Origin of the sequence: Longimicrobium terrae (genome assembly GCF_014202995.1) — a bacterium.
GTDB classification, from domain to species: Bacteria; Gemmatimonadota; Gemmatimonadetes; order Longimicrobiales; family Longimicrobiaceae; genus Longimicrobium; species Longimicrobium terrae.
The window spans coordinates 1-22,953 of the sequence record NZ_JACHIA010000024.1 but is presented as its reverse complement, the minus strand read 5'-3'; the positions used below and the strand labels follow the sequence as shown (position 1 = coordinate 22,953).

General features: G+C 70.7%; 18 protein-coding genes. All 18 read right to left on the bottom strand.

Going from position 1 to position 22,953, the window contains the following annotated elements; genetic code table 11:
* Positions 1 to 503: 503 nt before the first annotated feature.
* The 18 genes from topA to HNQ61_RS24550 all read right to left on the bottom strand — a co-directional run bounded on the left by topA (position 504) and on the right by HNQ61_RS24550 (position 22,507).
* Complete coding sequence (gene topA, locus HNQ61_RS24635) at positions 504 to 3,281, bottom strand: type I DNA topoisomerase (RefSeq protein WP_170039177.1); 2,778 nt, start codon at positions 3,279 to 3,281, stop codon at positions 504 to 506.
* 24 nt (positions 3,282 to 3,305) lie between these two features.
* The gene (locus HNQ61_RS24630) at positions 3,306 to 3,860 is read right to left on the bottom strand and encodes a shikimate kinase (RefSeq protein ID WP_170039179.1); all 555 of its coding nucleotides are present in this window, start codon (positions 3,858 to 3,860) and stop codon (positions 3,306 to 3,308) included.
* Positions 3,838 to 5,046: a chorismate synthase gene (gene aroC, locus HNQ61_RS24625; RefSeq protein ID WP_170039181.1), complete on the bottom strand. Its 1,209-nt coding sequence runs from the start codon at positions 5,044 to 5,046 to the stop codon at positions 3,838 to 3,840. The genes HNQ61_RS24630 and aroC overlap by 23 nt, the downstream gene beginning before the upstream one ends.
* Before the next feature lie 521 nt (positions 5,047 to 5,567).
* Positions 5,568 to 9,887, bottom strand: a complete 4,320-nt coding sequence (locus tag HNQ61_RS24620; protein WP_170039183.1) for a YncE family protein — start codon at positions 9,885 to 9,887, stop codon at positions 5,568 to 5,570.
* Positions 9,888 to 9,918: 31 nt separating this feature from the next.
* Positions 9,919 to 11,724, bottom strand: coding sequence for a secretin N-terminal domain-containing protein (locus HNQ61_RS24615; protein ID WP_170039185.1), 1,806 nt, complete (start codon positions 11,722 to 11,724; stop codon positions 9,919 to 9,921).
* 5 nt (positions 11,725 to 11,729) lie between these two features.
* On the bottom strand, positions 11,730 to 12,299 hold the full coding sequence (locus HNQ61_RS24610) for a hypothetical protein (RefSeq protein ID WP_170039187.1): 570 nt from the start codon (positions 12,297 to 12,299) through the stop codon (positions 11,730 to 11,732).
* Complete coding sequence (locus tag HNQ61_RS24605) at positions 12,283 to 12,903, bottom strand: type IV pilus inner membrane component PilO (RefSeq protein ID WP_170039189.1); 621 nt, start codon at positions 12,901 to 12,903, stop codon at positions 12,283 to 12,285. The genes HNQ61_RS24610 and HNQ61_RS24605 overlap by 17 nt, the downstream gene beginning before the upstream one ends.
* A 4-nt stretch (positions 12,904 to 12,907) precedes the next feature.
* The gene (locus HNQ61_RS29740; RefSeq protein ID WP_170039191.1) at positions 12,908 to 13,645 is read right to left on the bottom strand and encodes a PilN domain-containing protein; all 738 of its coding nucleotides are present in this window, start codon (positions 13,643 to 13,645) and stop codon (positions 12,908 to 12,910) included.
* Between the two features lie 40 nt (positions 13,646 to 13,685).
* Positions 13,686 to 14,723, bottom strand: a complete 1,038-nt coding sequence (gene pilM / locus HNQ61_RS24595; RefSeq protein WP_170039193.1) for a type IV pilus assembly protein PilM — start codon at positions 14,721 to 14,723, stop codon at positions 13,686 to 13,688.
* 166 nt (positions 14,724 to 14,889) lie between these two features.
* A complete protein-coding gene (locus tag HNQ61_RS24590; protein ID WP_170039195.1) occupies positions 14,890 to 16,152 on the bottom strand; it encodes a hypothetical protein in 1,263 nt (420 codons plus the stop codon).
* A gap of 8 nt (positions 16,153 to 16,160) precedes the next feature.
* Positions 16,161 to 17,027, bottom strand: coding sequence for a PilW family protein (locus HNQ61_RS24585; protein ID WP_170039197.1), 867 nt, complete (start codon positions 17,025 to 17,027; stop codon positions 16,161 to 16,163).
* Positions 17,024 to 17,428, bottom strand: a complete 405-nt coding sequence (locus HNQ61_RS24580) for a type IV pilus modification PilV family protein (RefSeq protein WP_170039199.1) — start codon at positions 17,426 to 17,428, stop codon at positions 17,024 to 17,026. The genes HNQ61_RS24585 and HNQ61_RS24580 overlap by 4 nt, the downstream gene beginning before the upstream one ends.
* 1 nt (position 17,429) lies before the next feature.
* Complete coding sequence (locus HNQ61_RS24575; protein WP_183685844.1) at positions 17,430 to 17,918, bottom strand: GspH/FimT family pseudopilin; 489 nt, start codon at positions 17,916 to 17,918, stop codon at positions 17,430 to 17,432.
* A gap of 117 nt (positions 17,919 to 18,035) precedes the next feature.
* A complete protein-coding gene (locus HNQ61_RS24570) occupies positions 18,036 to 18,530 on the bottom strand; it encodes a pilus assembly FimT family protein (protein ID WP_170039203.1) in 495 nt (164 codons plus the stop codon).
* 211 nt (positions 18,531 to 18,741) lie between these two features.
* Positions 18,742 to 20,103 carry a sigma-54-dependent transcriptional regulator gene (locus HNQ61_RS24565; protein WP_170039205.1) on the bottom strand — a complete coding sequence of 454 codons (1,362 nt, stop codon included), beginning with the start codon at positions 20,101 to 20,103 and terminating at the stop codon, positions 18,742 to 18,744.
* Positions 20,100 to 21,344 carry an ATP-binding protein gene (locus tag HNQ61_RS24560; protein ID WP_170039207.1) on the bottom strand — a complete coding sequence of 415 codons (1,245 nt, stop codon included), beginning with the start codon at positions 21,342 to 21,344 and terminating at the stop codon, positions 20,100 to 20,102. Before HNQ61_RS24560 ends, HNQ61_RS24565 begins: the two co-directional genes overlap by 4 nt.
* A 31-nt stretch (positions 21,345 to 21,375) precedes the next feature.
* Positions 21,376 to 21,564 carry a hypothetical protein gene (locus HNQ61_RS24555; protein WP_170039209.1) on the bottom strand — a complete coding sequence of 63 codons (189 nt, stop codon included), beginning with the start codon at positions 21,562 to 21,564 and terminating at the stop codon, positions 21,376 to 21,378.
* Positions 21,565 to 21,934: 370 nt separating this feature from the next.
* Positions 21,935 to 22,507 (bottom strand): HD domain-containing protein, encoded by a 573-nt coding sequence (locus HNQ61_RS24550; protein ID WP_170039211.1) that lies wholly within the window; start codon positions 22,505 to 22,507, stop codon positions 21,935 to 21,937.
* Between the last annotated feature and the right edge of the window lie 446 nt (positions 22,508 to 22,953).

Genomic DNA, 22,953 nt, shown 5'->3' with positions numbered 1-22,953 from the left:
TGCTCCCGGGAACGATCATCGGCGGGTGCCCGCCGGCCTCACGGGCGGCCCCCACCCGGGCCGGCACCACCGGCCCACCCTCCCCCAAAACAACCTGGGGGAGGGTTGGATGCGGCGGAGAGTCCTGCGCGATCCGGCGAGTTTCCCCGCGTGAGCGAGCGCCGTTGAGCGGTTGAATCCGCCGCTCCAACAGCGGGAACCCCCGACACCGGCCGCTTGCGGGTCCGGTTCGGGGCTTCGACCGCATCAGGAACCGCGACAGCGGGGATCGCGTCGCGAGCCGAACCCGTCGCCCGCGCCGAACGGCTCCCCCTCGCCCGCTTGCGGGAGAGGGGGCTGGGGGGAGAGGGGTGCCCGCCGCCGCGCCAAACCATCCGGAGCACACCGACGTGCAGTTCTCCCCTCATCCCGGCGCGGTTTGCACGGGGCGGGACCCCCAAACGCCGCGCCCTCCCCCGCGTTACGGGGGAGGGCCGGATCTCCTGCGACAGCCGGAACGTGGGCTACTTCTTCTTGGCCCCGCTCCTGGCGCTCGCGGCCTTGCTCCCCGCCGTGCGCGCCGTGGTCTTTGCCGCCGCCGTCCGCGCAGACGACGCCGTCTTGGATGCCGGCTTGCGGGCCGCCGGCTTCTTGGCCGCGCCGTCCGCCGTGTCCGCCGCCTTTTTCACGGGCGTCTTGGGGGCCGGCTTCTTGGCCGCGGGCGCCCCACGCTTGGCGCCGCGCTTGGGCGCCGGAGCGGCAAGCGCGCGCTCGGCCAGCAGCGGCACCGCCTGCTCCAGCGTCACTTCGTCCGGTCCTACCCCCTTGGGGAGCGAAGCGTTCACGGCGCCGTGCTTTACGTACGGCCCGTAGCGCCCCTCGAACAGCAGCACCGGCTCGCCGTCCGCCGGGTGCGCGCCCAGGGTGCGCAGCGGCTCGATCGCGGCACGCTGCCCGCGGCCGCCCTTGGGCTGCTTCAACAGCTCCAGCGCGCGGGGCAGTTCCACCGTGTACAGGTCGTCGTCCTTGGCCAGCGAGCGGAAGTCGCCGTCGTGCACCACGTACGGCCCGAAGCGCCCGGCGTTGGCCTGGATCTCCTTGCCCGTTTCCGGATGCACGCCCAGCGTCCGCGGCAGCGAAAGCAGCCGCAACGCGACCTCGAGCGTGGCATTGGTGGGGTTCATCCCCTTGGGCAGCGAGGCGCGCTTGGGCTTCTCCTTGCTCCCCTCGGGCGCCTGCCCGCGCTGCACGTACGGGCCGAACCGCCCCTGGAGGAGGTAGATCGGCTCGTTGGTGGCGGGATCGGTGCCCAGGATGTCCGGGCCCTCCGCCTTCTGGCGTACCAGCTGCTCCACCTGCTCGTCCGACAGGTCCGCCGGGGCGATGCCGTCGGGGATGGACGCGGTGACGGTCGCGCCGTCCGACTCCATCTCCACGAACGGGCCGAAGCGGCCGATGCGCACGCGCGCCGGGCACCCTTCCAGCGTCACCGTGCTGGCTTCACGCGGATCGATGGACTCCTGCCCGCGCTTGACCGTTTCGTCCAGCCCGTCAGGCCCAAGGAAGAACTGCTTGAGGTACGGCAGCCACTGGGCGTCGCCCTCGGCGATCTCGTCCAGCTCCTCCTCCATCCGCGCGGTGAAGTGCGTGTCCACCAGCGAGGGGAAGTTGCGCTCCAGCAGGCCCGTCACCGCAAAGGCGGTAAAGGTGGGGACGAGCTGGTTGCTCACCCGCTCCACGTAGCCGCGGTCGATCACCGTGCCGATGATGCTGGCGTAGGTGCTGGGCCGGCCGATCCCCTCCGCTTCCAGCGTCTTGACCAGTGTGGCTTCGGTGTAGCGCGCCGGCGGCTGCGTGGTGTGGCTCACCGCCTCCAGGTTGCGCAGCCCCAGCGCGTCGCCCCGGTTCAGCGGCGGCAGCGGCTCTTCGCGGTCTTCCAGCGCCGCATCCGGATCGTCCGATCCCTCCACGTACGCGCGAAAGAAGCCGGGAAAGTCGATGCGCTTGCCGGACGCGCGGAAGGTGGCGCCGTCCGCCTCGATCGTCGCCGTCAGGTACGTCAGGCGCGCTTCGGCCATCTGGCTGGCCACGGTGCGCTTCCAGATCAGGTCGTACAGGGCGCGCTCCACGCCGGCCAGGCGCAGTTCATCCACCGTGCGCATCTCCGTGCCCGCGGGGCGGATGGCCTCGTGCGCTTCCTGCGCGCCCTTGCTCTTGGTGGTGAACTGGCGCGGAGACGGGCTCAGGAACTCCTTGCCGTACAACCCCTCGATGCGGCTGCGCGACGCCTTGATGGCCTGGTCGGAAAGGTGGACGCTGTCCGTACGCATGTACGTGATGTGTCCCTCTTCGTACAGGCGCTGGGCCACCCGCATGGTGTCGCGGGCGGACAGGCGCAGCTTGCGGTTGGCCTCCTGCTGCAGCGTCGACGTCGTGAACGGCGGATAGGGCCGGCGCACGGTCGGCTTTTCCTCCGTTTCGCCCACCTTCCACTCCGACGCGCGCAGCCGCTCCTGCAGCGAACGCGCGTCTTCCTCACCCAGAAGGACGACGTCGCGCGACTTGAGCTGGCCCGTGTTCTCGTCGAAGTCGCGACCGGTGGCCACCCGCTTGCCGCCGACCATGGTCAGCACTGCGCCGAACGGGGTGATGCCGCGCAGCAGCGTGGCCTTGAGGTCCCAGTAGGTGGCGTTGCGGAAGGCGCGGCGCTCGCGCTCGCGGCGGACGAGCAGGCGCACGGCGACGGACTGCACGCGGCCGGCGCTGAGCCCGGTGCTGATCTTCTTCCACAGCAGCGGGCTCACCGTGTAGCCCACCAGACGGTCCAGGATGCGCCGCGTTTCCTGCGCGCGCACCAAGTCCTCGTCAATCTGCCGCGGGGTGGCGAGCGCCTGGCGGATGGCTTCGGGGGTGATCTCGTGAAAGACGATCCGCGTAACGGGCACCTTGGGTTCCAGCACCTGCACCAGGTGCCATCCAATGGATTCGCCCTCGCGGTCTTCGTCGGTCGCGACGATGAGTTCGCCCGCGTCCTTGAGCAGCGCCTTGAGCTCGGCGACGATCTTCCGCTTGCCGGCGGGCACCACGTAGAGCGGCTCGAACGAGTCGTCCACGTTCACGCCCAGGCGCGCCCACTCCTGGCCCTTGTACTTGGGCGGGATTTCGGTGGCGGATTCGGGAAGGTCGCGGACGTGCCCCATGGACGCGGCCACCACGTACCCCGCGGGAAGGAATCCCCGGATCGTCTTCGCCTTGGTGGGCGATTCGACCACCACCAGCCGCTTGTCTTTCTTGACCGCCATGAATCGATCGTGAGAGATGCGCCCTCAGCGGGGCGCGAGGCCCCGGGCGCGTAGTGCCGAGTGGATATCGTCCGCCAGTGCGGGCACGGAGCGGCCGTCGGTCATCAGGTGCAGTTCCGCCCGGGAGTACAGCGGTTCGCGCTCGCCCAGGAGCCTGCGGACGGCTCCGGCCGGGTCGGGGCCGGCGAGCAAGGGCCGTTCCCCCGGCGAGGCAGACGCGCGGCGCACCGCCTCGTCCACGCTCACCCGCAGCCAGACGGAAAGCGTGTCGGGCCCCAGGCTGTCCAGCAGCGCGGGACGGGTGATCCACCCGCCGCCGGGGCTCAGTACGACCTCCGTCCGCCCCGCGATCCGGGCCGTGGCCGCGGCCTCCAGCGCGCGGAACGCCGGCTCGCCCTCCGCGGCAAAGATCTCCGCCACGCGGCGTCCCTGCGCCGCCTCGATCTCGCGGTCCAGGTCCACGTGGCTCCATCCCAGCCGCTTCGCCAGCACCGCGCCCACCGCCGACTTGCCCGACGCCATCATCCCCAGCAGCACCACGCGCCGGGGAACGGCGTCAGCGGGGCGCGAAGACGCCACGGCCGCGGATCCGCTCCACATACGCATCGAACGAGGCGCGCAGATCCGTCATGTTGTCGCCGCCGAACTTTTCCAGCACCGCGGCGGCCAGGACCAGCGCCACCATCGCCTCGGCCACGACGCCGGCGGCGGGGACGGCGCACACGTCGCTGCGCTCGCGCACGGCTTCGGCGATCTCGCCCGTCCGCAGGTCCACCGTGGCCAGCGGCTGCATGAGGGTGGAGATGGGCTTCATGGCGGCGCGCACCACCAGCGGCTGCCCGGTGGTGATGCCGCCCTCCAGCCCGCCGGCGCGGTTGCTCGCCCGGCCGAATCCCCCGCCCCGCCCCGCCGACGCGTCCGCCACGATGGGATCGTGCACGCGCGAGCCGGGCCGCATGGCGCCCTCGAAGCCCAGGCCGATCTCCACGCCCTTGATGGCCTGGATGGACATGAGCGCGTGCGCCAGCCGCCCGTCCAGCTTGGCGTCCCACGACACGTGCGAGCCCAGGCCGGCCGGAACGCCGCGGGCCACCACTTCCACCACGCCGCCCAGCGTGTCGCCCGCGCGCTTGGCGGCGTCGATGGCGTCGATCATCGCCCCTTCGGCGTCCGCGTCCAGGCAGCGCACGGGGGACGGATCGGAGGCGGCGTTCAGGTCTTCCGGCAGTTCGTCCGGCACGCGCGCCACGATGCCGCCCAGCGACGCCACGTGGCTGCCGACGGTGATCCCCAGTTCCGCCAGCAGCCGCTTGGCCACGGCGCCGCAGGCCACCCGCGCCGCCGTTTCCCGGGCGCTGGCGCGTTCCAGGATGTCGCGCGCGTCGGTGCGGTCGTACTTGAGCGCGCCCACGAGGTCGGCGTGGCCGGGACGGGGAAGGTACACGCGGCGCATGGCGTCGTCGTCTCCCATGGAATCCACGGGGGACGGCGACATGGCGTCGGTCCAGTTGGCCCAGTCGCGGTTGCGGATCAGCAGGGCGATGGGCGATCCGAGGGCCTGGCCGTGGCGCACGCCGGAAAGAAACTCGGCGCGGTCCGACTCGATGCGCATGCGGCCGCCGCGGCCGTAGCCTCCCTGGCGGCGGCGCAGTTCGCGGTCGATCTCGTCGGATGACAGGGGCAGGCCCGCCGGAGCGCCCTCGACGACCGCCGTCAGCGCGGGGCCGTGTGACTCGCCCGCGGTAATGAAGCGGAAGGTCGGCATGGGAGGAAATAAAACGTGCGGCGCGGGCGGGCGCCAGTGCCGGAGCCACATTCCCCGCCGGAGCCGCGGCGCGATGTTTCCGGATCGGCGGCTCCGCGGACGTCCAAAACCGCGCTTGCACTGTCCGGAAGTCCCCGCCGCGGCTCATCCCTGCTAGGGGGTGCGGGAGATAACGATCGGGACCGGCCCCTCGCCTCGCCGATCCAATCCGCGGGAATGATCAGGTTTAGAAAGAAGATAGTGTGTGGCGGCGGGATGAGTCCGGCGGTTGAAACCGCACCTCGAAAAACACGAAGTCCGCCTGCGCGGACTGTGGGCGCGGATGTCGTGCGTGGCGGACAGTGCCGGGGCGCCGCCGTGGGGTGGCACGGCGGGACCGCGAGCAGGTGGCGCCGACCATCCATCGGGGAGTTTCCGCCATCGTCGCGGCGCATCCGCACCGGTGCGGTTCATCATCCGGAAAACGAAGCGGGGGCCCGGCATTGCGCCGGGCCCCCGCCTCATCCGTTCGCCGCGGAGGACTACTGCAGGTCCTCGTTGGTCAGTTCCAGCCCCAGCACGCCGCCCGAAGTGAGGGCGTACAGGCGCAGGTTCACGTTCGGAGCGTCCCCGGTGGCGCGGGGCGCCACCACCAGCGCGCCCACCACCGGGTCACGCGTGAACACCCGCTTCTTCCGCTCGAAGCTGAATGCGTCCACCACGTCGATGAAGAAGCGGCCGTTCTCCACACCGGACACGAACGCCAGGCGCACGCTGCCGGTGGGGTACATGGCGCTCTGCGGGTGCATGGCCACGCCCCCGGTGGGCTGGCCCAGCAGCAGGCTGCCCTGCCGCCGCAGCTCGTTGTTGAAGAAGTACGCCTCGTTGCCCCGGGCCACGCCCAGCGAGCCGTCCAGGTTCAACCCCAGCCCGATCACCCGGTCCGCCGAGTTGCTGATCAGGTCCCGCACGTCGCCCCGCAGCAGCAGCGAGTCGCCGGCCACCTGGAACAGCGGGATCCGCGCGTTGTCGCGCGCGCCCTCGCCCACCGCCACGTAGTTGCGGTCGGTGCTGGTCGCCACGAAGGTCGTGTCGGAGAACCCGACCTCGTCGATGTCGGCGCCGATGTCCAGGCGCGTGTCGTAGCGCCCGCCCTGCGCGTTGGCCGGTAGCGCGCGCAGCGAGTCCAGCTGCGCCGACACCGAGTACGCGTTGCCGTCGATGCAGGGCGGCAGCGACGTGTCGCCGAAGCGCGCCCGCGGGCAGACGCGCACCTGCTGCAGGCGGAGCAGGAAGGCCGAGTCGGCGTTCACCACGATCGCCCGGCCGCCGGTGTGGCGGTCCACGTACCCGGTAAAGATCTCCGACCGAAGCTTGCGCGGGTCGTAGATGCGCACCGTGCCGTCGCTGGCCGCCGCCGTGGGACGGGTGGAGTACACCAGCAGCCCGTTGCTCGTCTGCGCCACGAACTGCGGGCGGTCGCTGTAGTCGATGAGCGTAACCTGGCCCACCTTGCCCGAGTCCGGCTCGTACGTGAGCGCGAACAGCCGCTCGTTCCGCGTGAAGATGCGGCGGCTGGTGGCCTCGGCCAGCACCGGGCCGCCCAGCGGAACCACCGAGAAGTTGGTGCCGCCGCTGTTGGCCACGTACAGCGAGTCACCCGTGCGCCCGATGGCCAGACCCCAGGGCTGCGAGCCCACCGTCACCGGCTGCGCGTACTCGCGCCCGCCCAGGGGCAGCACCTCCACCCGGTTGCGGGTGAAGTTGGACAGGTAGACGAACCGCGAGTCCGCCACCAGGTCGGCGATTACGTCGGCGCCGCCGCTGGGGCGCGCCACCGTGGTGCCGCGGGCGATGAACACCGGAATCACGCGGCCGCTCACCGTGCTGAGCACCACCCCGCCCGGCCCCGCCACGCACTCCAGCTGCTGCGGCGTGTTGGGCGACACCGCCGCCCCGCAGTTGCCGCTGCTGTCCTTGGACCAGGCCGTGACTTCCAGGTCCACCCCGGCCGTGTCCAGCGGGTTCAGCCCCAGGTCCGAGATCTGGAAGCGGAAGATGCCCGTGGTGACCGGCCCCGCGCCGCGGTACACGCGCAGGGTGTCGGGCCGGGGCCCGCTGCGGCGGATGGCGAGCACCGTGACGCCCACCGAGTCCACCCGCGTTTCATCCACCCCGGTCACCGTGACCTGGAAGGTGTCGCCCTGCTCCACCGTGGCCCGCACGTCGGGCACGAAGGTGGTGCGCGGCCGCACCCGGTCCAGCTCCGCCGCCCGCACCGACACCTGAATGGGCACCGCCACGCCCGGCTGCAGCGAGCCGGAGATGGTGCTGGCGTCGATGGTGATCACCCCGTCCGTGGGAAGCGGCGGAATGGCGATCACCAGCACGGTGTCGAGCACCGCGCGCGGCGCGGCGAGCGTGATCGTCTGGTCATAGGCAAAGGCGCCGGACACGCGCACCCGCACCGACCCGATCAGGTCGCGCGCGTCTTCCGCCACCACCCGCACCCGCAGGTCCGAGCCGCCGCGCGGGTCCTGCCCGGCGGGAACGGTGACCTGCACCCGCGGCCCGCCGATGGAAATGCGCGCCGTGTCGGAAGTGCTGAGCCCGGCCGAGTCGATGGCCGTCACCACCACCAGCACGCCCGTTTCACGCGCGGTGTCCGACGTCGCCAGCAGGAAGCGGTCGACCACCGTGTCGCGCACCGTGCGCCCGCCGGCCGTCAGATCCACTTCCTTGGGGGCGAACCTCGCAACGACCGTGTCCGTTCCCAGCTCCGGCCGGCCGCGCACCGAAAAGGACTGGAACACCACGCGCGCCAGGCGCCGGTCGTCCTGCACCCGGGCCCGCACGAAGAGCGAGTCGCCCACCGCGATGGTGCCCGTGCGCGTGTCGGGAAGGATGATGTCCACCGAAGGCGCCGCGCTGGGGCCCGCGATGGTGATACGCACCGTGTCGGAGCGCGACAGCCCGGACGAGTCCGTCGCCGTCACCACCACGTACACGCCGGATTCGCGCGCCGTGTCGGCCGTGGCCTCCAGCACCCGCTCCAGCACCGTGTCGCGCACCGCGCGCCCGGACGACAGATCCACCGTCCGCGGCGCGTAGCGCTGCACCACCACGCCCGTTCCCTGCGCGGGGTTGCCGCGCACCGAGAACGCCGACAGGGTCACGCTCGCTACCCGCCGGTCGTCGCGCACCCTCGCGCGCACCAGCAGCGGGTCGCCCAGCAGCACCGACGCACCCTCCGTGGGCGCGGTGATGTCCACCTGCGGCGCCACGCCGGCCCCGGAGATGGTGATGCGCGCCGTGTCCGCCCGCGAGATGCCGGAGGTGTCCGTCGCCGTCACCACCACGTACACACCCGTTTCGCGGATGGTGTCGCTGGTGGCCGGCAGGAACCGGCCGATGACGGTGTCGCGCGTCGCCACCCCGCCGGCCGTCAGGTCCACCGTACGCGGCGCGTGGCGCACCACCACGGTGTCCGTTCCCAGCGCCACGCTTCCGCGCACGGAGAAGGACTGGAACACCACCCGCGCCAGGCGGCGGTCGTCCTGCACCCGCGCCTGCACGAAGAGGGAGTCGCCCACGCCGACGGAGTCCGCCGACGCGTTGGGAACCAGGATGTCCACCGTCGGCGCCGCGCTGGGCCCCGCGATGTTGATGAGCACGGTGTCGGACCGGGACAGACCCGTGGAGTCCGTCGCCGTCACCACCACGTACACGTTGGGTTCGCGCACCGTGTCGGGCGTGGCCATCAGCACCCGCTCCACCACCGTGTCGCGCACCGCGCGCCCCGTGGACATGTCCACCGTACGCGTGACGTAGCGGGGGACGATTTCGCCCGTGCCCTGCGCCGGGTTGCCGCGCACCGAGTAGGCGCTGAAGCTCACGCTGGCCAGGCGGCGGTCGTCCTGCGCCCGCGCGCGGACCAGGAGCGGATCGCCCAGAACCACCGTGGTCCCGGTCGCCGGCGCGGTGATCTCCACCTGCGGCACCACCCCGGCCCCGCCAATGGTGATCTGCACCGTGTCCGAGGTGGTGAAGCCCGACGAGTCCGTCGCCGTCACCACCACGTAGACCCCGGACTCGCGCACCGTGTCGCCGGTGGCGTTCAGGAAGCGGTTGAGCACCGTATCCGTCACCGCGCGCCCCGCGGTGGCCAGGTTGACCTCCTTGGGCACGAAGCGCGGAACCACCACCGCCGTTCCCAGCGCGGGGTCGCCGCGCAGCGAAAAGCCGGAGAAGGTCACCCGCGCCAGCCGGCGGTCGTCGCCCACGCGGGCGCTGACGAAGATGGAGTCACCCACCGGCACCACTCCCGAAGCCGCGGTCGGCGACAGGATCTGCACCGTGGGCGCGACCGTGCGCGACACCAGGTTGATGCGCGTGGTGTCGGCGGTGCTGTTGCCGGCGGAGTCGGTGGCCGTCACCACCACCAGCACGCCGTTCTCGGCGAGGGTGTCGGTGGTGGCCAGGAGGAAGCGGTCCAGGGTGGTGTCGGTCACCGCGCGCCCGGCCGTCCGCAGGTCCACCACCTTTTCGGCGAAGCGCGCGATGGCGGTGTCGGTGCCCAGCTCCGGGCGGCCGCGCACGGCAAAGGCCTGGAAGCGGGCACTCACCACGCCGCGGTCGTCGCGCACGCGGGCGCGCACGAACACGGAATCGCCCACGTTGACGGTGGCCGCCTGCGCGGTGGGCAGGAGCACGTCGACGGTGGGCTTCACGGCGTCACTGCCGCCGGGGCCCGTAACCGGAGGAACCGGCCTGAACGGGTTGGTGCCCGAATCGCACGCCGCCAGCGCGGCGACGAGTGCCAGGGCCGCCCCCAGGGCGGCCCGGCTACGGAGGAATTTCATGATCGGTACGACCTGCGGAGGGAGGATGCGGTCAGGGATCCTGCCGCACGATATGCGGGGTGACAAGGATGAGCAGGTCCTGCTTCTGCTCGCGGCGCTCGTTCACCCGGAACAGTCCGCCGATGAACGGGAGGTCCATGAGGAACGGGATGCCGCTGCGCGTTTCGCGCAGCCGCGACACGGTCAGCCCGCCGATGACGGCGGTCTCGCCGTCGGCCACCAGCACCTGGTTTTCGGCCTGCTGGCGGGTCACGTTCAGCAGGTTGGCGTTGGTGGTTCCCGCGTCGCTGTTTTCCGCGCGCAGGCTCAGCCGCACGCGGCCGTCGTCGGTAATGTGCGGGGTCACTTCCAGTTCGATCCCCGCCTCCACCTGCACCGGCTGCAGCGTCACGCCGCCGGTGGGCGAGGCGCCGCCCTGCGTGGACGCGGTCAGGAAGGTGATTTCCTGCCCCACGAAGATGCGCGCCGTACGGTTGTCCAGCGTGGTGATCTGCGGGGTGGCCTGCACGTCGGCCAGTTCGGTGCTCTGCAGGGCGCTGATCAGCGCCACGAGCGAAAAGCGGTTGGCCAGCAGCAGCGACACGGCCACGTTCAGCGAGGCGTCGTCGATGTCCGACGACGCGTTGCCCACCGCGCCCACCGAGGGGCCGCCCAGCAGAAACTGGTCGTTGACGGTGTTTTCACCCGTCGGCAGCCCCGTGGTGGGGTCGTAGACGGGGTTGTTGACCAGCGAGCCGAAGCCGTTGCCGCCAAAGTCCTTGAGGTCGTACTGAATGCCCAGCGCCTCGAGCTGCGTGCGGTCCACGAAGATGATCTTGGCCTCGATGGCCACCTGCGCCGCGGGCACGTCCAGCTGGCGAAGCAGCTGCTCCACGTCGCGCACCACCCGCTCCACGTCCGTCACCACCAGCGTGTTGGTGCTGGTGTCGGCGACGATGTTGCCACGGTCGGTGATCAGCTTGCTGAAGGTGCTGGCCAGGTCGCCGGCGGGGACGTAGTTGACGCGGAAGGGGCGCGTGACCACGGGCTCGGCCGCGGCGCGCTCCACCAGCCGCGCGATGGCGTCCACCCGGATCAGCCCGCCCTCGAGCTCCTCGGCCGCCAGCCCGTAGGCCTGCAGCAGGGTGCGCAGGGCCACGTCCCAGGGCTGGTTGCTGAACGATACGCCGTCCACCACGATCCCCGACACGTCGGTCCCGGCGATGATGGAGCGGCCGGAAAACTCGGCGAAGGTCGCGAGCACGTCGCGCATTTCGCTGTTCTGAAAGCTCACCGTGATGCGGCGCGCCTGGCTGGGCTGCTGCTGCGGCGCGGCGGGACGCGTTTCCGTGCGCCGGGGCGCCGGGGCGGCCGCCTGCGAGCCGGCTCCGCTGCTCCACGGGGCAAAGGCCGTGGCGCCGGAGGCCAGCACGATGCGCAGTCCGCCGGCCACCCGCTCCACGCGGTAGCCGGTGTCGCGGTCCAGGTCCAGCACCAGCCGCACCACGTCCTCCGCGTACTGGCTGGTGCGCACCGCGCGCACGCCGCCGCGGTCCAGCCCGGCGTACTGCCGCGCGGGAAGTCCCAGGCGGGCGTTCTGAATGTCCACCACCACGCGGGGCGGGCCCGACAGGGTGAAATCGGTCCAGGCCACGTCGCCGCCGGCGATGTCCACCGTCAGTTCGGTGCGGCCCTCACGGCCTTCCAGCCGCAGGGCCGCCACGCTGCCGTCCAGCGCGCGCGGCGCCGAGGGAGCGGGGAAGGCCGCGGGGGCGGCGGTCAGGGGCGCGGGCGCCACGGCCAGCAGCAGCGCCATCCATGCATTGCGCACGATCATCGAAAGCCTCTTGGTCGTCATGGGCATTACGGACGGCGCCCGGTGGCGGGCGCGGATGCCGCGGGGGGCGCGGCGGGAACGATCGCCGGCGCCGCGGCCGGGGGCGCGCTGGTGGCGCGGGGGGCGCGCTGCACCTCGTACGAGTACACGCGGCTCACCCCCATCTCGTCCTCGCGCAGGTCCACCCGGCGCGGGGTGATGGCCACCACGGTCACGCTGCCCAGGCGCTGTCCCAGCCGCAGGCGCACGCGCGTGGTGGAATCCGGAAGCGCGAATGTGGCCATGGACTGCCGCGCGTTGCCGCTGAACACGATGCTCACCAGGCGCAGGTCCTGGGCGCGCACCCCCATGTCGTCGCTGCTCAGCAGCGGCTGAAACGGGTCGGGGCGGCCGCCGGCCTGGTAGCGGAACACCTCGCGGCGGTACACGTCGGCCTCCGGCAGCGCGGCGGCGGCCGGAGCCCCCGGCGCGGCCGCGGGCGCCACGGCCGGCGCGGCGCCGGCGGGGGCCGGCTGCTGGGCGGAAAGGGCGGTGCCAGCCGCCAGGGCCAGAACCGCCATTCCGGCGCGCAGGGCGCGCTCAGGCGCTCGCGTCATCGGCCATCGGAGTGGAGGGAATCACGTAGGTTTCAATGGAAAAGCGGGCCTGCAGCGACGTGCCGCCGCGGGGCGAGGCCGCGGGGGCGGCCGGCGCGCCGGGGGTGGCCGACTCCGGGCCCACCGTCAGGTTGGTGGGCGTCACCACGCGCGGCAGCGAGGCCACCCGGGTGAGGAATTCGCCGATCTGGTGGTACTGCCCCGTCACCGCCAGGTCGTACACGCGCCGGGTGTAGTACTCCTCCTCGGTGGCGCCCACGGGCTGAATGGACTGCAACTCCACCCCGGTGCGCGCCGCCTCGGCGGAAATCGCGTCCAGCAGGTTGGGCACTTCCTCGGCGGAGGGAATCAGCCCCTCGGCCAGTTCCAGCTGCTCGCGGTACAGCGCCAGCCGCTCGTCCACCGCGGCCTCGTTGCCCTGGGTGATGGCGCGGCTGCGCGAGTTCACCGTCTTGAGCGACTCCAGGCGGGTTTCGAGCGTTTCGATCTCCGCGCTGCGCGGAGTGTAGATCTGGTTGTAGAACCCGAAGCCGGCCAGGGCCGCGATCACGGCCATGTACAGCAGGTTCTTCTTCTGCGCCGCTTCAAGCGGAGGAAGCGCCATTCGGTTATCGGGTGCTTACGAGGGGAAGGGTCTGCACGAAGGCCGGATCCGGGTCTTCCCAGCGCGCCTCCAGGGTGAACTTCAGCACGCTGCGTCCCTGCACGTCGGTCTGCTCGCTGGTCACCAGCGCCACGTCGCGGATCATGGGCGACCCTTCCAGGTTGCGCATGAAGCGGGTGAGCGACTGGGTGTTCCCCGCGTTCCCCTCGACGTTGAAGCTGGGCCCCTCGCCCGCCGCGGTCACCGCGGCGGCGGAATCGGCCTTCGCCTTGGCGGAGTCCGCGGCGGTGCGCGGCGGCGGGGGCGGCGCGGCGGGGGTCGCCCCGGCGTCGTCGGCCACGGCCAGCTTGGTAAGCCACAGGTACGGCGGCGTGGCGCGGCTCACCTCGTCCATCAGGTGCGGCCACACGAAGCGGCGGCCGTCCACGCTGCGGATCACCTGGATCTTGCGGTCGATGGTGTCGCGCCGCGTGTCCAGCGTCTTGAGCCGGGCGATGCTGGCCTCCAGCCGCACCGAATCGCCCTGCTCGCGCTCCACGTCGGCGTTGAGCGCGGCGATCTGCGAACCGGAGGTCCAGGTGAAGTAGGCCGCGAACAGGAGCCCCAGCACGAGCGCGGCGGCGAGGCCGGCGATGCGCGGCTCACCCCCCACCCGGGGCAGGCTCACGCTTCCCGAGGACCGGCGGGCGGACGGCTTGCGCGCGCCTCCACCGCCGGCGGGAAGCAGGTTGATCTCGATCACGAGGAAGTCTCCGAAGCGTTCCGGAAGGGTCGGGCGGGAATCACGCGCCGCCGCGCAGCGCGAGGCCCACCGACAGCATGAGCATGGGGGCGAGTTCGTCGACGGCCACGAACGAGGTCACACCGGGGCGCACGCGCAGCCGCTGCAGCGGCGAGGCCACTTCTGTGCGGGCGCGCAGTCGGGCGGCAAGGACGTCCACCATCCCCGGGATGCGGGCGCCGCCGCCGCACACGTACACGCGGCCGGGCGCCGCGTCGCCACCCAGAAAGGCCAGCGCCCGCTCCACGCCCACCGCCAGGTCGTCCGCGCCCTGCCGCAGCAGTTCGCTGAACTCGCCCGCGCGCTCGGAGCGGCCCTGCAGCACGGCGTCGGCCTCTTCCACCGTCAGGCCGTGCATGCGGCGCATGTCCTCGCGAAGGCGCCGCGAGCCGAACGGCACGTCGCGGGTAAGCACCATGGCGCCGTCCTGCAGCACGTTCACCGTGGCGATCTCGTGGCCCACGTTCACCAGGGCCACGATCCCCTCCATGGCCTCGGGGTAGTTGTACTCGAAGGCGTTGTGCAGGGCAAAGGAGTCCACGTCCACCACGTCGGGCGACAGCCCGGCGTCGCGCAGAAGCCCCACCCGCTGGTCCACCACCTCGCGCTTGGCGGCCACCAGCAGCACGCTCATCTGCAGGCCGTCGTCGAGCGGGTCAAGAATCTGAAAGTCCAGCTGCACGTTTTCCATGTCGAAGGGAACGTACTGCTCGGCCTCCCAGCGAATGACCTCGCGCGCGTCCGCCTCCTTCATGCGGTCCATCTGGATCTTCTTGACCATCACGTCGCGGCCGCCCACGGACGAAATCAGCCGCTTGGGCTTGAGTCCGGACGTTTCCACCAGCGAACGCACCGTCTCCACCACGATCTGCGGGTCCATGACCTCGCCCTCCACGATCGCGTCGGCGATCAGAGGCGTGTGCGACACGTGCGTCAGCTCGGGTTCGGCGCCGGAATGATCCACCACGGCCACCTTGATGAACCCGCTGCCGATGTCGAGGCCAACCGTGCTCTTGTTGCGCCGGAAAAGCGAAACCATGGATCGGGAGAATCGGGGGGGTGCGTGAACGCGGGGCACCGCGGAGGGCGGCGGATTGCGTGGCGATCGGGTGTTTGCGGGAAGGCTGCCCGGTATGGTAGCGCGGGCATGCATCCCCGTCAAGGCGGACGGAACATGCCCGCGCTATCCGGTGCGGCGGGCGCGTTTACCGTATCAGTTCGTACCAGCCGAACGTACCCCCGCGGCGCTGCTGGTCACCCGACAGCGCGGCTGTGTTGTTGAGGGCGTTTTCGGCGTCCTGGATGGCGCAGAAGTTGTACTTGATGGTGGCGGTTCCGCTCAGATTGTCTTCCACCGTGCTGGATTCTCCGAACGCCACCACGGCGCCTTCGATCTTGGACTCATTGCCGCCGTTGCCGCCGCGGATGTTCATGTCCTTTTCTACCAGAATGATCCCCTTGTACACGAAGTTGCCCTGAATGCTCAGGCTTCCGTTCAGGACAATGATCATTCCCTGCCCGTAGTCGCCGTTGATGCGCACCTCGCCTCCGCCCGCGTCGATGGCCACCACCACGTCACGCGCGGCGGACCCGGCGGGGCACGTACCCGGCGACAGCAGCACCTGGGGACATCCCCAGTTGTACATGGTGTCGCTCTGCGTGGCACTCATGCGCGTGGTGCTGAAGCCGGGCGTGCCGAACCGGGCGCCGAACTTGAGCCCCGCGGCGTCGGCGAGCCGCTCCAGCGTCATGTTGGGCCCCAGCACCCGCCGCTCCAGTTCGCTCTTTTCCCAGGTGGTGACGTTGGTGGCGCCTTCCAGGTTGCCCGCGGAGTTGTTGCCCAGGTCGATCCGCGAGCCCTTGGTGACCTGCACGGCGTAGTCGGACTGGTTGTCTTCGGTGTTGCAGTAGTTTACGCCGCTGCGTCCGTCGCTGATGGTGGCGTTGCCCGACACCTTGAGGTCGCCGCCGGAGGTGGCGCCCGCGTTGATGCTGGTGGTGAGGCGGGGGGCGGAGCGCTGCACCCGCAGAAAGGCCCCCACCGCCCGCCCCCGCCCGTTCTGCGGCGACACCACGAGGGAAAAGATCTCGTCCGCCAGCGCGCTGGGCGAACTGCGCGGCACGGCGAGGATCTTCTGCTTCATCCGCGTCACCTGCACGCTGTACACGCGGTTGTCGGGCCCGGTGACGGTGGTCACCGCGCCGGCCTCGGTGGTGGGGACCATCCACTGGTTGGCCCCGGCACCGCTTCCCGCGGCGAAGCGGTTGGCCACGTACTGCTCCAGCGCCGCGTCCGAGTTGTACAACGAGGCGGCCGCGCCGCGGTGGGCGGCGCTGATGGCGTACTCGGTGTTGGAGGTGAGCAGCGCGGTGGTCACCAGCAGGCTTACGGCCACCAGGCCGAAGAGCGCCACGGGCAGGGCCGCCCCGCGGCGGTCGCGCACGCGATGGAGGACGGAATGAGTCATCGGTTCCTCTAGTTGCGGATCTGGATGCTGACGGAGTCCTGATCGTACGTAACCGCGGTACGCTGCTGCTTGCTGTTCATCCGCACGCGGAACTGAATACGCGAAAGGGCCCGCGTGTAGGGCGTGGCAACCGTGGTTCCGATCAGCCCGCCGCCGGCGCCGCCGTAGTACTGAAAGCGCACCACGGTGGAGTCCACCGGCCCGGCCAGCGGCTGCATGCTGAACTGGCCGTCGGTGCCCACGCCGTTGCTGCGGCGGATCCACACGCCGCCCGGCCCGGACGCCACGTCGTAGCGGACGCGCTGGTACACGGCCACCAGCGCGCCGGGCCCCACGGCGGGGTGGTTGGCCCCGGTGAGCACGAAGGCCGCGGGGGCCGTTCCCCGGGGGCTGAGCCCCGGGCAGCCGGTGGCGGCGTCGGTCACCGTGGCCGGGGTCACCGCGGTGATGGTGGCGCGCGTGGGAAGCGCGGGAAGCCACGGCGTGGTCATGCTGTCGCGGGCCAGCAGCCCCCAGGTCTGCCCGGCCGAGGGCGCGGGAAGCCCGTCCGCGGGAAACATGACGGTGCTGGAGCCGCCACCCGTCTTGCACAGCACGCCCCAGCGGGCCGGGAGCATGAACTCCAGTTCGCGCTGGTTGGCCGTCACGATGCCGGACGAAATGGCGCCGCGCAGATCGCCGCCCACGATTTCAAGGGCGCCGCGCGCGTTCTGCTGCACTTCCTCCCGCGCGCTCTGCAGCCCCGCCATGCGGGCCTGCCCGTTGACGAACTGAAAGACGGAGCCCACCAGGATCGCGCCGATCACCAGCGACACGATCAGTTCCACGAGCGTAAAGCCGGCGCGGGCGTCCGCGCGGCGCGTCAGCTCCGTCATCGGACCACCCTCCCGGTGAGAACGACGGGGGCAATGCGGACCCGCGCGTTGGCGAGGGCTCCGGGGGTCACGGTGATCCGGACCTGGTACAGGGTTCCCCCCACGCCGCCCAGAACGGTGGGGGTGACGTCCTGGTCCACCCGGGTGCCGTCGGCCAGCGTGGTGGTGCTGGTGACCGGCGGCGTACCACCGCGGGCCGCGGTCAGCGCCGTTTCCATCCGCTCGGACCCGATCAGCGTGTACTCGGTGGCGAAGTTCGCCATGGTGATGCGGCGGGCCGCGCCGATGGCCAGTGACTCCAGCGCCATGAGCCCCACGGCCAGAATCACCATCGCCACCAGCACCTCGGCCAGGGCAAAGCCGTCGCGCCCGGCGGGGAGTGCGCGTTGCGTCAACCGCATGTTATTGCTCCTGCCCACGATACACTCTTCCCACCCAGGATATGCTGACGGTATCGGTACGGTCGGAACGCACGACCAGAAAGGTCGACAGGCTGCTGCGGCGCATGCCCCGCGAATCGAAGGTGATGGTGGCCGGGTACGTACGGCTGACCTGCGCCAGGGTGGTTCCCCGCCCCGCGCCCTCGATCTTCACCCGCTTCACCAGTGTGTCGCCGGTGGTGACGGGGCTGGCGTAGGCCACGCGGTATGTGGTGGCGTTTTCCAGGGTGAGCGAGGCGGCGCGCCCCACGCGCACGGCCTGCGTTCGCGTCATGGTGAGGTCGGCCACCAGCTGCGACGTCGCGCTGCGCTGGCTCAGCGAGCGGACCCAGGCGGAAAGGCGCGGATACGCCATCGCCGAGATCACCACGGCGATGCCCACGGTGATCATGAGTTCCGTGAGCGTGAAGCCGGCCCGGCCGCGCGGGCGGAAAAGATGTGGTGTGGTCATGCCGGCGGACAACGTAACTTCCGTGCCCTGCCGAAACCCTTGCCATTACCGCACTTTCGCGCGCTTCTCCCCGCGCGGCGGCGGAAAACAGTTCCTGTTTTCGCATTGTTTGCATCCTCACCGCACGCGCAGCACGCGGCCCACCGCGGACAGGGTGAGCGAGTCGGTGGTGGCGCCCTGCCACACCCAGATGGTGCGGTTGGTGAAGCCCCGCGGCATGCCGCGCGAGGTAAAGGTCAGGGTGTCGTCCCCGTTCATTTCCGCGCACACCCGGCCGCCGGTGCCGCGCAGGTCCACCCGCCGCATGCGCTCCACCGCCTGGCCTCGCGTGCCCACCCGGTACAGGTGCCCGGCGCGCCGTCCTCGGTAGCGGGGAACGCAGTCGGCGGCGGATTCCAGCAGCAGCACGGCGCCCACCCCGTCGCGCATGGCGATGGAGCGCACGTGGGCCAGGTCGCCGGCGATGGTGTTGGACGCGGCCCGCACCCGCATGCCGGCGAGCTCCGCGTTCACCGCCGGCGCCGCCAGCCCCCACAGGATGCCGGCGATGCAGAGGGTCACCATCACGTCCACCATCGTGAATCCCTCAGACTGCTGGTTCGGCTGCTCCATTCTCCCCTTCCCCGCATTGGTGTCCCGTTCCCCCGCGCGGCGTCCCGATCCACGCGTCCATCATGTATGCTTTCCGCGCGGAGACAAGTCAAACCGCGACCCGCCACAAACCGGACAAGTGTGCGGATTCCGCGATTCCGTGCAGCAGAAAGCCGCTCCATCCCCAGGGATGAAGCGGCTTTGCGGTCCGACCGCCGTATCGAAAAGAAATTTATTCCAGACCGTAATCGCGGATCTTGTAGGAGAGCGCGCGGACGGAAAGCTCCAGCAGGTCGGCGGCGCGGGTGCGGTTGCCCCCGCAGCGTTCCAGCGCGCGGGAGATCAGCGACTTTTCCAGCGCGGGAAGCCGCCGCTTGACGGACAGGTCGCCCGCGTCGTCCGCCAGCTGAAAGGGATGGCGCCCCGTGCGCACGTGCGGCGGAAGATGATCCACCGTCATGGCCCCGCCGCTCAGGACCAGCGCGCGCTCCATCACGTTCTCCAGTTCGCGCACGTTGCCCGGCCAGGAGTACGCCGCCAGCACCGGGACCAGGTCACGGGGCAGCGGCGGCGAATCGATTCCCAGGCGTGGCGCGTGTCGGCGAAGGAAGTGTTCGGCCAGCGGCGGCACGTCTTCTGGCCGCGTGCGCAGCGGGGGAATGTGGATCTGCACGACGTTGATGCGATAAAAGAGGTCTTCGCGAAAGCGGCCCTCGCGCACCTCATCCACCAGATCGCGCGCGGTCGCCGTCAGCACGCGCACGTCGACCGCCTTCTCACCCGTGCCGCCCACGCGGCGGATCGTCCGTTCCTGAAGGACGCGAAGCAGCTTTACCTGCAGCGACAGCGGCAGTTCGCCGATTTCGTCCAGAAAGAGCGTTCCGCCATCCGCCTCCTCGAACAGGCCTTCGCGCATGCGGTCCGCGCCGGTGAACGCGCCGCGCTCGTGGCCGAACAGCTCGCTTTCCAGCAAGTTTTCGGGAATGGCGCCGCAGTTGACGGCCACGAACGCGCGGTCGCGCCGGGGCGAGGCGCGGTGCACGGCGCGGGCGATGGCCTCCTTGCCGCTTCCGCTCTCCCCGGTCAGCAGGACGGTGGAGGGGAACGGGGCCACGCGCCCGGCCAGCTCCATCACCTCCTTCATCGCCCCGCTGACGCCCACCACGTGCTCGAAGCCGGCCACCTCGCCCACTTCGCGCCGCAGACGGGCCACTTCGCGCTGAAGCTGCTCGCGCTCCTCCGCCTTGCGCAGGGTGAGGATGACCTCGTCGGCGTTGAACGGCTTGCTGATGTAGTCGTACGCGCCGCCGCGCATGGCCTCTACCGCGGCGTCCAGCGTGCCGTAGGCGCTCATCATGATGACCAGCGCCGGGCCGCCCGCGCGCTGGTAGCGCTCCAGAAACTCCAGCCCGCCCATGCGGGGCATGCGCACGTCGCACAGGACGAGGTCCGGCGGCTCGGCCAAGGCCATCCGCAGCCCCGCCTCGCCGTCCTCGGCCACCTGCACGGTATAGCCCTCGTCGCGCAGGATGAGGAGCAGGGTGTGCCGCAGCCCCGCCTCGTCGTCGATGACCAGCACGCGGCGATTGCTCAACGCTCTGCCTGTTCGGTGGGAAGGGTGAGTGTGAACGCCGCGCCGCCCTCCGGCGCCGACGCCACCTCGATGCGCCCGCCGAAGTCTGCGACGGTGCTCGCGACAATGGCAAGGCCCAGTCCCGTTCCGTCGCCCGGCGCGCGGGTGGTGAAGAACGGGTCGAACACCTTGTCGATGTCATCCACCGGAATCCCCGTGCCGGTGTCGGCGACCACGATGCGGATGACCTCGGTGCCCGCCTCGATGCGGTGCGGGTCGCGCACGGAGGCGGCGCGGGGGCGGCGCAGGTGCGCGTACGAAATCCCCGGTGGATCGTCCGCGCGGCGGGCGGGAATGCCGCGCTCCGGCCGGTACCGCTCCACGTTCGTGCGCACGTGCAGCGTTCCGTGGCCCTCCATGGCCCGGCGCGCGTTGTCGAACAGGTTGACGAACACCTGTTCCAGCAGGTGCGGCGTGCCGTGGACGGGCGGAAGCGCGTCCTCCAGCTGAAGGCGGAACTCGACGTTTTCCATCGTCCCCTGCCGGGTGAGGACGCCGGCGGCGGCGCGGATGGTGGCGTTCACGTCCACGCTTTCCCGCACGCGCGTGCCCGGGCGCGCGTAGTCCAGCAGCCCGCGGACGATGCGGTCGATGCGGCGCGCCTCTCCTTCTACGCCACCCACGAGCTCCGGATCGGCGCCGCGGCGGCGCAGGACGCTGGCGTAGCCCATGAGCGCGCCCAGCGGATTGCCGACTTCGTGCGCCACGCCGGCGGCCAGGCGGCCCAGCCCGGCCATCTTTTCCGCATCCACCAGTTCGCGCTGGGTGCTGACGAGGACGCGGTTGGTTTCATCCAGCGAACTGACGTTGTGGGCCAGCCGCTCCTGGTTGTCCAGAAGCTGGTCCGTCATGCGGTTGAGCGCGTGGGACAGCGCGGCCATCTCCAGGTTTTCGCCCACGGGCGCCCGGCGCGCGTAGTCGCCGGCGGCGATGGCCTCGGCGGCGGCGACGGCGGCCTGCACCGGGCGCAGCACCAGGCGCTCGATGAGGTGGTTGGCCAGCAGGACGTAGACGGCGACGTCCACGGCGATCAGCGCGCCCAGCACCCAGGCGGGTGAGGGGCCCAGCACGCTGAGCACCGTGTGCGTGCCGACGGCCAGAATGGCGGCGGCGAGCGCCAGAAAGGTGAGGTTGAGGAGGAGCTCGGCGCGAAGCGAGCCCCGGCCGGGGCCGGGGCTCGCGGAAGAATCGGGCTGGTTCACGGCGCGATGCGGCGCTGCGCCGCGGAGAGAGTCAGGCCGCTGCCGGAGCGCGGCGCCGTGCCGGGGTGCGTTCGGGCTTGCCGTCGAGTGCTTCGCGGGAGATCAGGTGCCAGACGTGGTCCACCACGGTGCCCGCGGGCTCCGACCAGGTGACCAGGCCTTCTTCGCGCGCCTGTTCCAGGGCCCTGCGCAGTGCATGCTTGCTGACCGGCTTTCTCATGTACGCCTCCACAAAAGAGAAAAGGTCCAGCTCGCCGTCCGGGGCTCCGCTCCGGGCGGCCCGACGATCGCCTACAGTCCTACCATAATACGAACAGCGAGTGTCCGCGAGGGGTGCCGGATACAACCAGCATGTCATACGGCAATACGGGTGATACAAATTGCTGTATCAGCCGATGTCATTGCGATGAACAAAAGAACTGCTGTTTCACACGGAGGTCACGGAGGATGCACGGAGGTCACGGAGGACAGCAACAGCATATCTCACGCAGAGCAGCAGAGGAGCAGAGAACAGATGGAAAGCATTCATGATTCCACATCGGCTCCTCTGCTCCTCTGCTGCTCTGCGTGATCCAGTCAGTTGCGGTTCCTCAGACCGTGGCCGACATCCCGAGTTCGGGGGCGATCCCGCGCATGGCTTCAATGACGAACTGCACGTGTTCCGGCAGTTTTACGCCCAGTTCTTCGGCGGCGCGGCGCACGTCGTCGCGGTCCACGCCCGCGGCGAACTGCTTGTCCTTCATCTTCTTGATGACGGACTTGGCCTCCAGGTCGGCCACGGAGCGGCTGGGACGAACGAGCGCGGCGGCGGTCACCAGCCCGGTGATTTCGTCGCAGGCGTGCAGGGTGCGCTCCAGCCGCGTCTCCGGCTGCACGCCCGTGCGGTCGGGATAGTGCGCCAGGATCGCGCGGATCACCGGCTCGGGATAGCCGGCCTCGCGCAGCATTTCGGCGCCGCGCAGGGGATGCTCTTCCGGCCAGCGCTCGTAATCGAAGTCGTGCATCAGCCCGGCGGCGCCGTACGTGTCCTCATCCTCGCCAAAGACGCGGGCGTAGGCACGGCACGCGGCCTCCACCGAATACATGTGCCGGCGCAGGCTTTCACTTTCCACGTACTGATGCATCAGCGCGAGCTGCTCGTCGCGGCTGGGGAGTGCGGGCATCGGGGCTCCGGCTTGCGGGTTGATCTCCGGCCCGGACGCGGGCGCGGCCTCATGCGCGAATGTAAGGCGCGGCGTGGCGGGAAGGAACGGGGCGGACCCGATGGTGGTGCGCGGCCGCGGGCTGGGGCCCCTCACCCCGCGTGCTGCGCACGACGACCCTCTCCCACGAACGGATGTGGGAGAGGGAGCACACCCCAGATCGGCGCGGAACCCGTTGCGGTTGAAGCCCCGAACCGGACGCGCCAGCGGCCGGTGTCGGGGGTTCCCGCGGTCGGAGCGGCGGATTCATCCGCTCAACAGCATTCGCTCACACTTGGACTGGGCGATCCGCACCGGACCATCCGCCCGCCCCAACCCTCCCCCCACTACTGTCCGGCTTACAAGTCGAAGAGCTGCAACTGGTTAGGAAGCGGTTGACTGGTGGTAGTGTAATCCGGGGCTGAAAA